Source organism: Thalassobellus citreus, assembly GCF_044385915.1.
Taxonomy (GTDB): domain Bacteria; phylum Bacteroidota; class Bacteroidia; order Flavobacteriales; family Flavobacteriaceae; genus Thalassobellus; species Thalassobellus citreus.
This window is the reverse complement of the sequence record NZ_JBISCC010000127.1, coordinates 533,860-546,921: the sequence shown is the minus strand read 5'-3', so window position 1 is coordinate 546,921 and position 13,062 is coordinate 533,860. Positions and strand designations below refer to the sequence as shown.

Sequence of the window (13,062 nt, the reverse complement as noted above, 5' to 3'; positions counted from 1 at the left end):
TGGAGTTGAAAGCGTAACACGAGTAAACATACTATTGGCAGTATTAAGACTAGACACATTCCAATTCCCTAAATCTTGATCGAAAGAAACGGCATCCATAAACATAAGCGTAAAAGTCCATACATTGCTGGTATCCCAATTGCCGATGTCTTGGTTAAAAGCAGAAGCTCCATTAAACATACCTGTCATAGCTGTAACACTGCTAGTATTCCAAGCACCAATATCTTGGTTAAACACTGTAGCACCTTGAAACATACCACTTGTGTATAATACATTAGAAACATTCCAATTACCAATATTTTGATTAAAAGCGGTTGCTCTTAAAAACATGCTGTTCATTGATGTAACATTAATAGTATTCCAAGCACCAATATCTTGATTAAAAGCAGTTGCATCACCAAACATGGATATCATATCGGTAACATTTCCTGTATCCCAACCACCTATAACTCCATTAAAACTCGAAGCGCCTTTAAACATTGTGTTCATCCTTGTTACATTACTTACATTCCAATTGTCAATATTTTGATTAAATGTTGAAGCATTGCAAAACATTCCACTCATTAGTAACACGTTGGAAACATCCCAATTCCCAATATTTTGATTAAATGTTGAAGCATTGCAAAACATGGTATTTGTAGTTGTAACACTACTCATATCCCAGGTACTTATGTCTTTATTAAAATTAGTTGCCTCAAAAAATAAAGATTCCATCGTTGTGACATTTCCTGTGCTCCAATCCCAATTTCCTGTACCACCACCTAAAGAAGTTGCACCCGAAAACATTTCACGCATGGATGTAACATTATTGAGATTAGGGATATCAGTTGCATTTACAATTACATTAGCACAACCTTTAAAAGCATCTCTCATAGATTCCCAAGGATTACAGCCCCATTGATCAATAGACTTAATTTTAGAAGCAGAGGTAGAGCCATTAAAATATATTCTTGGAAATGTACCAGTAATGGTAACTTGATACGTACCTACACTGGTATAAATATGACTTGCATCTCCAGTTGCTCCGGTTGTAGTATTCCCATCTCCCCAATCTACATTATAATTATAACCAACTCCTGTTGTTGGTATGGTAATAGACTCATTGGCTGTTGTGGTTTCCCATGTGGTGATAAAAGCACCAACGGTACTTGTTTCTGGTAATGATTCGTTGATATATAAAGAAGTACCACCTCCAGCACCTGTTGTTAGTAAATCTAAATCGCCATCGCCATCGACATCAGCAAAAGCAATAGCACTATTTGATACTGCCGCAAATGGCATGCCAGTAACTTCAGCAAAATTACCATAACAATCATTTGAATACAATATGGCACCCCCTCCAGCACCGGTAATCATTAAATCTATGTTCCCATCTGCATTTACGTCTGCAAATTCAACATCTCCAGCACTAACACCTGTAAGAGGTTGATTTGCGGCTAAAATAAAATTACCAAAACCATCATTTTCGTACAAATATGACCTACGAGTACTCCCTGGAGATCCAGTTATTAGGACATCTTGATCACCATCATTATCAATATCAGCAAAACCAATAGCTGCATTTTGCACACCTATAAAAGGCGTTCCAGGAACTAACGTGTAATTACCAGAACCATCATTTATATATAAATACGTTTCCCCAATAGTACTACCCTGTCCTGACATTAGTACATCTAAATCGTTATCACCATCAATATCCGCAAAGGCAACATCACTATATCCTCCAACAGCTATAAACGGCTGTACTGATAACGTAAAAACCCCAGAACCATCGTTTATATATAGATTATTAATAGCAGCTAAATCACTACTACCAGTAATTATAAGATCTAAATCATTATCATTATCAACATCAGCAAATGCACTCCTACCAAATTGCACATCTTCGAAAGGGTCGCCAATAACCAGCGTAAAATTTCCAGCCCCATCATTTGTATACAATTCAGTAGAAGCAAAGTTAGAAAACAATTTTCCAGTAATTACTACATCTTGATCGCCATCATTATCAATATCAGCAAAAGAGATTGAACTCATAAAAACTCCAATAAAGGGAGTCCCCATCACTTCTGAAAAATTCCCAGTACCATCATTTAAATAAAGTTTTGCTATTACTGTCGAGCCACCATTGAGACCTGTAAAAAGAACATCTTGATCGCCATCGTTATCAACATCGGCAAAGGCTATATCACCTAATGTAACATCATCAAAAGGCACCGTAGTATCTTCAACAAAAGAAATTTGGGCAGTTAGACTTAGAGAGCATAACAGTAATAATAAAATGATAATTCGAGAGTAAAAATATTTCAAAATTGGTTGGTTTTGGTTAATAAAAAATTATTTTGAAAAAACAGACTTGAGAACTATATTAGTAATAGGACTTTTCATAAAAAAAGTGCCCATGCTATTTTTTATTGATGCATGGACACTTGTTTTGACGTTCTCCCTAAAGAACTAATTAATAGCAATAGCAAGTTGCATTACTTCAATTAAACATACAATACCCATTTTTAGGTATTTTTTTTCATTTCAACTTACAAATTGAACCGTTTATTGATAAAAACAAAAAAGGAGATTCTAGTTTATTAAATAATTAAATCGATTATTGATTAAATTAAATCTCTCATTAATCATTGCTATTAAATCAAATCTTAAATACTTTTTAAATTAATAGTATAAAACTGATACATTTAGTTGAATTTATATCTTATTTTTTTTAACTTGAAATTCAATTGCTATCAGCACAAATAATGAAAGACGAAAACATCTCTAAAATTTTAAATGTTTGGGAATCTAACAATAAGATTCTACAACCTGTGAAAAAGGAGCTATATTTAGATATGATAGACCAAATTGCTTCATTATTTACCATTGGCAATTACTATTATTATATTTTAAACTTCGAAAACCTGGAAATGGAATTTGTGCATGATGGCATTCGTAATGTTTTAGGTATTCAATCAAATAACTTCTCCTTAGACACCTTATTTAAGGTTATGCATCCAGACGATCTGGCTAGAATGCACGAAAAAGAACAAGTAGCTAGCAATTTTTTACTAAAAAACATTAAAACAGAAGACATCCCTCTATACAAAGTTGTGTATTTAATGCGGTTACAACATAACGATGGTAGCTATAAAACTATATTACACCAAACAAAAGCTTTAAATATATCTGATGATGGTAAAGTGCAACAACTTATTGGTATTCATACCGATGTTACCTATTTAAAAATTCCGTTTAATCATCAAATTTCTTTTATTAGTAACACGCTTCCTTCTTATTATAATTTGGAAACAAGAAGTGACTTTCATTTAATAAAACATGATTTAAAGATAATACTAACTAAACGAGAAAAAGAAATTGTTAGTAAACTTACACAAGGCGAAAGTACTGAGGATATTGCTGAATCTTTGTCTATTTCTAAACACACAGTAAATACTCATAAAAAAAATATTTTCAAAAAAACCGGTTGTAAAAACACGCCAGAACTTGTTGCTAAATGCTTAATTGAATGCATTCTCTAAATTATACTGAATGAAAAAAGAAAGTATTAACAAACTATTAAAAGTTTGGAAAACTAAAAACTTAATTTTAAAACCTGTTGAAAAACAGGATATTATTAATATTATAGATCATATCGCTTCCATATTTGCTGCCGACTCTTTTTATTATTTAATAATGAATTTTGAAACCATGTCTATAGAATATGTGAGCGAAGGCACAAAAACAGTTTTAGGAATTAACCCCGAAGCACTTACATTAGAAAAAATATTTAGCTTAATGCATCCAGAAGATTTAGAGAAAATGCATGAAAAAGAAACAACTTCGTTAAACTTTAAACTTAATAAAATTCCTAAAGAAGATATTACGAAATACAAAACCGTTTACTTAATGCGACTAAAAGATGCATCTGGCAACTACAAAACCATATTGCACCAAGCAAAAGCATTAAACATATCTAATGACGGTAAGGTGTTTCAAGTATTATCTATTCATACCGATATTACAAACTTAAACCCCAGTATAGACCACAAAATATCGTTTATAAGTAACGAATGCCCATCGTACTATTCCTTAGAAACTGGTAAAAATTTTAGTTTAGCAGAAAACAGTTTTAAAAACTTGTTTACCAATCGCGAAAAAGAAATCATTCATTTAGTAGCTCAAGGAAAGCAAACAAAAGACATAGCTTTGCTATTATTTATCTCGACACAAACAGTTAATAGTCATAAAAAAAATATTTTAAGAAAATCCCATTGTAAAAATACAGCTGAGTTAATTACTACCTGTATTAGAGAAGGCGTTATTTAAATAAAACATGAATACCCATTTGAATCATAAACATATTAACAAACTACTAAAAGTTTGGGAAACTAAAAACACAATTCTCAAGCCTATTGAAAAAAAAGATGTTATTGACATTATAGACCAAATTGCTTTGTTATTTTCTGCTGGAACATTTTATTATTTTATAATGAATTTTGAAACACGCCATATAGATTATGCTAGTGAGGGCACTAAAACGGTTTTAGGAATAGAACCTAATGATTATTCATTAGAAAAATTTCTAAAAATTTTACATCCCAAAGATCTCGAAAAAATACACCAAAAAGAGGCTACCACATTCGATTTTAAGTTAAACAGAATCCCAAAAGAAGATATTACGAAATATAAAACAGTCTATTTAATGCGATTAAAGGATACTTCTGGCAACTACAAAACTATATTACATCAAGCTAAGGCTTTAACAGTATCAGACGATGGCAAACTATTTCAAGTACTATCCATACACACAGACATTACACATTTAAACCCAAAAATTGATCATAAAATCTCTTTAATTAGCAACGAACGACCTTCTTTTTATTCTATTGAAACAGCAAACAACCTTAAACTAATTGAAAATAATTTTAAAACTATATTTACGAAACGAGAAAAACAAATACTAGAAGAAATAGCTAAAGGAAATACCTTTAGTGAGATTGCAAAAACGTTTCATGTTTCTCCACATACAATTAATACTCACAAAAAAAATATTTTAAGAAAATCACACTGTAAAAATACAGCTGAGTTAATTACTACCTGTATTAGAGAAGGTATTATTTAATTAAAATAACAGAATATAATACACCCAAAGAAAAATTATGAGAAAGCCAGATGTGAAAAAAGTTTTTGAAGTTTGGGAAACAAAAAATAAAATATCTAAGCCTGACCTAAAAGAGCCTGACTTGCATCTTGTAGACCAAATATCCTCCTTATTTTCTCTAGGCGATTTTTATTACTACATAATAAACTTTGTTACTTACAAAATGGAATTTGTAAGCGAAGGGGTGAAAAAAGTTTTAGGCATTAATCCAGAAGAATTTTCACTAGAAAAATACTTCTCTTTACTACATCCAGAAGATGTAGCAGATCTCCACAGAAAAGAACAAGCTGCCATTATTTTTAAGTTAGAAAAAATACCGATAAAAGACATTACAAAATACAAAACTGTTTACCTTATTAGAATGCTACTTGCAGACAATACAGAAAAAACATTACTGCATCAAGCCAAAGCAATAAGTGTTTCTAAAGACGGTAAAGTTCAGCAAGTAATTGGAATTCATACAGATGTAACACACTTTAATATTATAAATGATAATAAAGTATCTTTTATTGGATATAAATGTCCCAATTATTATTACGATGAAAAAAATGACACGTATAATATTTTAGAGAATTTAAATTCAATTTTCACAAAGCGAGAAAAAGAAATACTTAATGAAATTGCTAAAGGAAAAAACAGTTCTGAAATAGCTAAGAACCTAAATGTTTCATCTCATACTATAAATACGCACAAACGCAATATTTTACAAAAAACCAATTGTAAGAATACCTCCGAACTTATTGCTAAATGTATTAGAGAAGGTATTATTTAAAAACTTTATTTGCGACTACGTTTATTGTTTCGGCAAATTCCTTTGGATTTTCTAAACTTGAATAATGTCCGCAATTTTCAAAATGAATAAGCTCACAATTACCATTACAAGCTTCTGAAACCATTTTTAAATATTCTGGATTCACACTAGGATCGTGCGAACCTGCTATAATAAACTTGGGTATTCCAAGGTTAACAAACATCTCAAATTGATCTAAAAATTTATTTTCTGAAACGGCTTTAAAAACAGCTTTCCGCACCTTAGGGTTCGACTTTTTAAAATCTTCCTTTAAACTATTAGCATATTTTACATCATACACAGCAACTTCCATAGCCGATTGAATATCTTCTTCTGTTGGATTTTCGGTAAGGTAAGTTTGTAATGCTGCTACAGGCAAAAATGCTTCTTCTAAATTAATTGGCTTTTTAACAGGTGGTGTTCCAAAAACAACCAATCCTTTTAATCGTTTTATATCTTTAGAAATTTCAATAGCTAAATGTCCTCCAAGTGAATTACCAACTAACAACACATCATCATCAATAGCATTTATAAAGGCTATCAATTTATTACGATAATTTATTAAGGAGAAATCTTCATCATGTATATAACCTTCTAAATTAGATCCATGTCCTGGTAAGTCTAAACTAATTTTAGAACATTCAATTTCCGGGCACACCATAATATCTTTATATACTTTAGAAGAAGACGAATTGCCATGAATAAAGACTATGGTTCCTTTTTTTTGTCCTTTAGCTATATTATATTTCATTGTATACACTTATCGCTTTAAAGAGATTTAGATCTCAATAAAAAAGTACCCATGCTTTTTTTAAATAACACATAGGCACTTTTTAAATGACGTTCTCCCTAAGAACTAATTAATAGCAAGCGCAAGGTATAATTCTTAATTAGTGATAACAATACTCAATTTGAGTAATTTGCACTACAAAAGCTCCTACTTCGCTAAAAGAAAACTTTATCTCGGCAAACCGTAATATTGTAATAAAAACCCAATACTATATCATGTTTCTATTCATTTTCAACATTCCTACAAGCTCTCCTGTTGAAGATATATTCAATTTTTTTAGGATATTTCTACGATGCGTATCTACAGTATTAGAGCTAATATTTAATTTCAAACCTATTTCCTTACTAGAATAATTCAAAATAAGTAACCTAATCACATCACGTTCTCTATTACTTATTCCTTCAGATAAAAGTCTTTGAGAAAAGTTATTAAAATAAACTGTTTCGTATTCATTATTTTTATTTAGCACCTTAGCAGATGCACAAACTTGCAATTTAATTTCTTTAGACAGCACTGTATAATGAGCCAAACCTATTATAGGCTTACTTTCACCATCAAACTCTAACGGTGTCGTATTTTGTACAATATTTACATACTCATCATTAGCATTCTTAAAACGATAATTCCAAGTATAACTCATTCTGCTTCTATCTTCCACAGGCATCTCTTTTAATGTAAAAGTCATAAGTTCATTTAATGCCAAAAGCCATGTTTCTAAATCATCTGGATGTATTCTACTCCAAAAATAACGCATGCCTTTTTTCTCAAATAGACTTTTATCTATACCTAGGCAAGATTGCATATTTTTACTAATAAACTCAAATGATAAATCTTGAGTATTAGTAACACAGAAAAAGGTTGAACTATAGGGTAAGAAAGTATCTAACTCAATAAATTTTTCAATATGCTTCTCTAATGAAGGAGTATCGTAAGACTTAAATATCTTTTTATAAACATCCTTTATATGCTTAGTCATACTTTCTTTTTTATAAAAATATAAAAAACATATAAGCAAACACAAAAAAAGAAAAAAATAACTAATTAAAAAGAAGGCATAAAAAAATCCTAAAGTAAAACTTTAGGATTTTTTTGTGGGCGCGAAGGGATTCGAACCCCTGACCCCTTGGGTGTAAACCAAGTGCTCTGAACCAACTGAGCTACGCGCCCTTTTTATTAGGAGGTGCAAATATAAGCTAGATTTTGAATCTGCAAAAACTTTTTCAATAAAATTTTCAAATTATTTCTGCCACAACAAATGTGCTACCTCCAACAAAAACAAAATCATTTATTTTCGCATTTTTTAAAGCCATTTTATAAGCTTCATTTACAGAATTATAAGCCTTACCTTTTAACCCAAATCCGTTTAAAACAGTTTTCAATTCATTAGCATCTAATCCTCGAAAAATATTTGGTTTGCAAAAATAATAAATTGCTTTTTTAGGCAATAAATCAATAATAGAGGTTAAATCCTTATCATTTACGACTCCAAAAACAATATGTAAAGTCTCAAAAGTCTCTTTTGACAACTGATTCATCACATGAATTAGCCCTTCTCTATTATGTCCTGTATCACAAACTACTTTAGGCGCATTATTTAAAACTTGCCATCTACCTAATAAGCCCGTATTCTTTACAACCTGAAGTAAACCTGTTTCTAAATGTTTTTGACTTATGTCACACCCTTTTTCCTGAAGCTTTTTAACTGTTTGAATAACTGTCTTAATATTTTTAGCTTGATAGCTTCCTATTAAATCAGATTTATAAACTTCTGAAATATTTTTATCAGCAAACACAATTTCAGCATTATTTGTTTTAGCCAAATCTTTAAAAACAGTTTTTGTTTCCTTTTGAGTTTCCCCAATTACTACTGGGACAGATGGTTTTATAATACCTCCCTTTTCAAAAGCAATAGCTTCTAGTGTATTCCCTAAAAATTGGGTATGATCTAAGCCAATATTAGTAATAACAGAAACTTCTGGAGTAATTATATTTGTAGAATCTAAACGACCACCTAATCCAACTTCAACAATTGCAATATCTACTTTCTGCTTAGAAAAATAATCGAAAGCCATACCAACTGTCATTTCAAAAAACGACAACTGATTTGCTTCAAAAAAAGCTTTATTACGCTTTATAAAACCTATTACAAATTGTTTACTTATTTCCTCTCCATTAATCTTTATACGCTCTCTAAAGTCTTTTAAATGCGGTGAAGTATACAATCCTACTTTATAACCTGCTTCCTGCATAACAGAAGCTAACATATGGCTGGTTGAACCTTTTCCATTAGTTCCTGCAACATGAATTGACTTAAAGTTTTTGTGAGGATTCTTTAAGTGATTTATTAGCAAGACAGTATTACTTAAATCTACTTTATATGCCGACTTGCCTTGTCTTTGATACATTGGCAATTGCGAAAACAACCAATTAAGAGTATCTTGATACGTCATGATTATTGACCCAATTTGAAGTTTACTTTTACAAAACCAATTTGGTTTGCTGGCGCTTTAGAGTCTGCTGGCCATTTATGAGATAAAGCTATTTTCTTTGCTGGCTCTAATAAGCAAGGAGCTGTATTAGTTGTTCCTCGTTGTCCTGGTTCTGCCGAAATAACATTACCACTTCGGTTAACAATAATTTTAACAATCACCATTCCAGATTCATTACAATCTTGTTTAAGCGTTTTATAGGTAGCTCTACCTCTGCCATTTAAACCATAACCCACACCACCATTTCCAGTTCCTTGTCCTCCAAAATAACTTGGTGCATAAGGATCACCATCTAATTGTCCTTTATCTCCAGCCTTATTGTCATTACCTTCACTTCCTGTATCTGTTCCTTCAGATTTACTAACACCACCTATTAAAGCATCTAACTTTTTCTTTTTCTCGTCTTGTTCGCGTTTTTCTTTCGCTATTCTATCGGCCTCTGCTTTTGCTTTAGCCGCTTCAGCCTTGACTTTAGCATCAGTAATAGCTTTTGCTTTAGCTTCTGCTTCTTTTTGTTTCTTTATAGCAATTTCTTCTGCATTATCGGCAGTTAAAACTTCTTCTTTAACTTCAGATGTTTTTGCAGGCGTAGGTTCTACTTTAGAAACGTCTTCGGGTTGAGGCGGCTCGTTAACCTCTTTTGGTTCCGATTTTATTGGCTTTTTAGGTTGTACATTTCCTTTACCAAAATCTGTTGTCCCAAAATTTACTGCAACACCATATTCTTCTGGAGGATCCATATACGGTGCACCAACCACAAACAATAATAACAACAAAATAACAGTAATTAATGCCGTTATTTTTGCCGAATTCTTTTCGTGTTTGGTTTCTAAATACTTCATTAATTAGGCTTTACCGCTAAAATCACTTTAAATTTATTCCTGTTAGCTATATCCATAACCTTAACCACATTTTCTACAGGCACCGATTTTTCGGCCCTTAAAACAATAGTTGGTTTTTCTTCTGACGAAAGCGCTGCCATTAATTCGTTTTCTAAAACACTTTCGCCTACCCTTTTTTGATCAATATAATAGGTTAAATCTTTCTTTATACTTACCGCTACAGATTTCTTATTCTCAGTTTTACCACTTGCTTTAGGCAATAAAATATCTATAGCATTTGTAGAAACCAAAGTAGAAGCTATCATAAAAAAGATAAGTAACAGAAATACAATATCTGTCATTGAAGACATATTGAATTCTGGTGATACTTTATTCCTTCCTCTAATATTCATACTAAGATGGTTCGTTTAAGTGATCTAAAAATTCTAGTGAATTTGCTTCCATTTGATATACCACCTTATCTGTTTTTACAACCAAATGATTATAAGCCATAAAAGCAACAATACCAACAATTAAACCAGCTACAGTAGTTGTCATAGCGGTATAAAGTCCGCTAGCTAACACATCCATTTGAATGGTTCCTCCTGCATTTGCTAATTCAAATATTGCTAAAATCATTCCAATTACTGTACCAAGAAACCCAATCATAGGACCTGCTCCAGAAATCGTAGCCAATATACTTACGTTTTTTTCTAGACCATAAACCTCTAATCGCCCTGCATTTTCTAATGCGGTATTAATATCTGCTAGTGGTTTTCCTATTCTAGAAATACCTTTACCAATTAATCTAGATACAGGCGAGTTTACTTGCGCACAAAGCATTTGAGCCGAATCAATTTTACCATTACTTACATGGTCTTTTATTTGATTCATAAAATTAGCATCTACAACAGATGCTGCTTTAATAGCAAAAATGCGTTCAAAGTAAATATAAATAGCTCCTATAAGTAATAAGAATAATAATAGTATAATTATTTGTCCGGCAGTTCCGCCACTACTAATTAATTCTATAATGGAAAGTGTTTTTTCTACAGGTTCTCCATCAGTTAGTAATTCTGCTCCTTCTTGAGTATTTTGTAATAATGTATTTAGCATATAATTTAAATTTATTGCAACTGTATAACGCCTATATATACGCTAAAGTATAACAAAAGGATTACTTTTTTTCGCTTTCGCGGAAAATTACTAAAATATTAATTTCCTAAAATAATGTTCTTGTAAACATAAATGCAACGGCTCCTACTAAGAAACCTACTAAGGCTAACCAAGCAATCTTTTTTAAGTACCAGAAAAAATCTATCTTTTCCATTCCCATAGCAACTACTCCTGCTGCAGAACCAATAATTAACATACTACCACCTGTTCCAGCAGAATATGCTATAAAATGCCAAAGTTCATTATCAAGAGGCTCATGGAACATACCTAAACTAGCTGCCACTAAAGGTACATTATCTATAACCGCAGATCCAACACCTAATAAAAGCACTACTAAATCTGAGACACCTTCATGACCACCTGGATGAATTTCAGTACCTAACATTGGCATAGAATCTTGTAATGAACCAGCAAAGTTGAATAGAATCCCTAATGACTCTAAAGCAGCAACTGCCATTAATATCCCTAAGAAAAACAAGATACTTGGTAACTCAATTTTAGATAATGAGTAATGTACTGGACTATGTTGAGCGTGTGCATCGCTTTCTTCAGCTCCGTGTTCAGTTAAACTAAACTTAGAACTACTATAAATTTCAGCAAAAGTAGCAACAACACCTAAAGATAACATCATACCAACATAAGGAGGTAAATGTGTAATCATTTTAAAAATAGGCACAAATACAATAGCTCCTAATCCTAAATAAAGCATGGTAGCACTAAATTTCGATTTCTTTTTCTCTTCTACTTCTTCTACATCTAAATCTCCTTTAAAGGCTGGTAAAAATGACGCTATAAATGTTGGTACCGCCATACATAAAAATGATGGCAACAATAAATAACCTATTAAATGCCCCGTAGTTACCTTTTTACCAATCCACAACATGGTTGTTGTTACATCTCCAATTGGAGACCATGCACCACCTGCATTTGCAGCAATAATTATTAAACCAGCATACCAAATACGTACATTTCTATCTTTTACAATTTTTTGAAGTATTGAAATTAATACGATAGTTGCTGTTAAATTATCTATAATAGCAGATAAAATGAAGGCTAGAATTGAAAAAACCCAAAGAATTTTGCTCTTCTTTTTTGTTTTTATAAAGTCTTTAATAGTAGAAAACCCATCGAAATAATCAATAATTTCAACAATAGTCATGGCTCCTAAAAGAAACACTAGTATTTCAGCTGTTTTTCCTAAATGATGCAGCAAAGTTTCTTCCATCATGTGCATCTTTTCATCTACTCCAAAACTACCAAACCCTTCTAATAACGAATGATTACCAGAATCAAACCATTGTGGAAAGCCTTCAATACCTAAAGCAATTAGAGCCCAACAAATAGCCATCATGACCAGAGCTGGTATTAGTTTATCTATTTTTATACTATGCTCTAAAGTAATGGCTAAATACCCCATTACAAATACTAAAATAATTGCTGCTTCCATAAATTTTTAATTAAATAATTTCTTTAGAGCTATTTGAAAAAACAGTAGCACTCAATACTACTTTAAATTGATTTCAACTATTTTTATTAATAGCTTTTTAATTGTTCTTATATATCTTGAAAATTTAATTTGTCTGTTATTCTAACAACTAAATTGTCTCTTTTATTTCTTCAAACAAAATCAAGTTTTCATCTGCTAAAGTATTACCCTTTATAGCTACAAAAAAATGACATATATCATCAAAAAAAAAGACCTTACCATATATTTATTTCTTTTTCAGAATCTTTCAAATAAAAAACATTTTTTAGAACTTTCTTTTAATAATCCTGACATTTCTTTACAGAACAAGTAAAATACTTAGGCAACAAATATAGAAAACTAAAAAGCTTTAATATAAACTTTA

At 31.4% G+C, this 13,062-nt stretch carries 12 protein-coding genes and 1 tRNA gene; 4 read left to right on the top strand and 9 right to left on the bottom strand.

Going from position 1 to position 13,062, the window contains the following annotated elements; genetic code table 11:
* Window positions 1-2,307, bottom strand: a 2,307-nt coding sequence (locus ACH5TX_RS16000) for a BspA family leucine-rich repeat surface protein (RefSeq protein WP_439340488.1), incomplete at its 3' end; no start/stop codon positions are given.
* Between the two features lie 440 nt (window positions 2,308-2,747).
* Here ACH5TX_RS16000 and ACH5TX_RS15995 point away from each other — a divergent pair.
* The 4 genes from ACH5TX_RS15995 to ACH5TX_RS15980 are packed head-to-tail and all read left to right on the top strand — an operon-like array spanning window position 2,748 to window position 5,918.
* Window positions 2,748-3,524, top strand: coding sequence for a LuxR C-terminal-related transcriptional regulator (locus ACH5TX_RS15995; RefSeq protein ID WP_439340487.1), 777 nt, complete (start codon window positions 2,748-2,750; stop codon window positions 3,522-3,524).
* Window positions 3,525-3,534: 10 nt separating this feature from the next.
* Entirely contained in the window at window positions 3,535-4,311 is a 777-nt protein-coding gene (locus tag ACH5TX_RS15990) for a LuxR C-terminal-related transcriptional regulator (RefSeq protein ID WP_439340486.1), read from the top strand.
* 7 nt (window positions 4,312-4,318) lie between these two features.
* On the top strand, window positions 4,319-5,107 hold the full coding sequence (locus ACH5TX_RS15985) for a LuxR C-terminal-related transcriptional regulator (RefSeq protein WP_439340485.1): 789 nt from the start codon (window positions 4,319-4,321) through the stop codon (window positions 5,105-5,107).
* Between the two features lie 37 nt (window positions 5,108-5,144).
* Window positions 5,145-5,918, top strand: coding sequence for a LuxR C-terminal-related transcriptional regulator (locus tag ACH5TX_RS15980; protein ID WP_439340484.1), 774 nt, complete (start codon window positions 5,145-5,147; stop codon window positions 5,916-5,918).
* On the opposite strand, the gene ACH5TX_RS15975 is transcribed toward ACH5TX_RS15980, so the two are convergent.
* The 8 genes from ACH5TX_RS15975 to nhaD form a co-directional block, all read right to left on the bottom strand.
* On the bottom strand, window positions 5,911-6,687 hold the full coding sequence (locus tag ACH5TX_RS15975) for an alpha/beta fold hydrolase (protein ID WP_439340483.1): 777 nt from the start codon (window positions 6,685-6,687) through the stop codon (window positions 5,911-5,913). The two genes, ACH5TX_RS15980 and ACH5TX_RS15975, sit on opposite strands and share 8 nt — an antisense overlap.
* 247 nt (window positions 6,688-6,934) lie before the next feature.
* Entirely contained in the window at window positions 6,935-7,702 is a 768-nt protein-coding gene (locus tag ACH5TX_RS15970) for a LuxR C-terminal-related transcriptional regulator (protein ID WP_439340482.1), read from the bottom strand.
* 116 nt (window positions 7,703-7,818) lie between these two features.
* Window positions 7,819-7,893: transfer RNA gene (locus ACH5TX_RS15965), tRNA-Val, on the bottom strand.
* Between the two features lie 65 nt (window positions 7,894-7,958).
* Window positions 7,959-9,176 (bottom strand): bifunctional folylpolyglutamate synthase/dihydrofolate synthase, encoded by a 1,218-nt coding sequence (locus ACH5TX_RS15960; protein WP_439340481.1) that lies wholly within the window; start codon window positions 9,174-9,176, stop codon window positions 7,959-7,961.
* A 2-nt stretch (window positions 9,177-9,178) separates the two neighbouring features.
* Window positions 9,179-10,057: an energy transducer TonB gene (locus ACH5TX_RS15955; protein ID WP_439340480.1), complete on the bottom strand. Its 879-nt coding sequence runs from the start codon at window positions 10,055-10,057 to the stop codon at window positions 9,179-9,181.
* Window positions 10,057-10,449, bottom strand: coding sequence for an ExbD/TolR family protein (locus tag ACH5TX_RS15950; RefSeq protein ID WP_439340479.1), 393 nt, complete (start codon window positions 10,447-10,449; stop codon window positions 10,057-10,059). Before ACH5TX_RS15950 ends, ACH5TX_RS15955 begins: the two co-directional genes overlap by 1 nt.
* Window position 10,450: 1 nt before the next feature.
* Entirely contained in the window at window positions 10,451-11,152 is a 702-nt protein-coding gene (locus ACH5TX_RS15945; RefSeq protein WP_439336857.1) for a MotA/TolQ/ExbB proton channel family protein, read from the bottom strand.
* A 106-nt stretch (window positions 11,153-11,258) separates the two neighbouring features.
* Window positions 11,259-12,659, bottom strand: a complete 1,401-nt coding sequence (nhaD, locus tag ACH5TX_RS15940) for a sodium:proton antiporter NhaD (protein ID WP_439340478.1) — start codon at window positions 12,657-12,659, stop codon at window positions 11,259-11,261.
* Between the last annotated feature and the right edge of the window lie 403 nt (window positions 12,660-13,062).

Bases quoted from the DNA above. Each gene is read 5' to 3' on its own strand.
- ACH5TX_RS15995 (WP_439340487.1), top strand. From the start codon at position 2,748: ATGAAAGACGAAAACATCTCTAAAATTTTAAATGTTTGGGAATCTAAC.
- ACH5TX_RS15990 (WP_439340486.1), top strand. From the start codon at position 3,535: ATGAAAAAAGAAAGTATTAACAAACTATTAAAAGTTTGGAAAACTAAA.
- ACH5TX_RS15985 (WP_439340485.1), top strand. From the start codon at position 4,319: ATGAATACCCATTTGAATCATAAACATATTAACAAACTACTAAAAGTT.
- ACH5TX_RS15980 (WP_439340484.1), top strand. From the start codon at position 5,145: ATGAGAAAGCCAGATGTGAAAAAAGTTTTTGAAGTTTGGGAAACAAAA.
- ACH5TX_RS15975 (WP_439340483.1), bottom strand. From the start codon at position 6,687: ATGAAATATAATATAGCTAAAGGACAAAAAAAAGGAACCATAGTCTTT.
- ACH5TX_RS15970 (WP_439340482.1), bottom strand. From the start codon at position 7,702: ATGACTAAGCATATAAAGGATGTTTATAAAAAGATATTTAAGTCTTAC.
- ACH5TX_RS15960 (WP_439340481.1), bottom strand. From the start codon at position 9,176: ATGACGTATCAAGATACTCTTAATTGGTTGTTTTCGCAATTGCCAATG.
- ACH5TX_RS15955 (WP_439340480.1), bottom strand. From the start codon at position 10,057: ATGAAGTATTTAGAAACCAAACACGAAAAGAATTCGGCAAAAATAACG.
- ACH5TX_RS15950 (WP_439340479.1), bottom strand. From the start codon at position 10,449: ATGAATATTAGAGGAAGGAATAAAGTATCACCAGAATTCAATATGTCT.
- ACH5TX_RS15945 (WP_439336857.1), bottom strand. From the start codon at position 11,152: ATGCTAAATACATTATTACAAAATACTCAAGAAGGAGCAGAATTACTA.
- nhaD (WP_439340478.1), bottom strand. From the start codon at position 12,659: ATGGAAGCAGCAATTATTTTAGTATTTGTAATGGGGTATTTAGCCATT.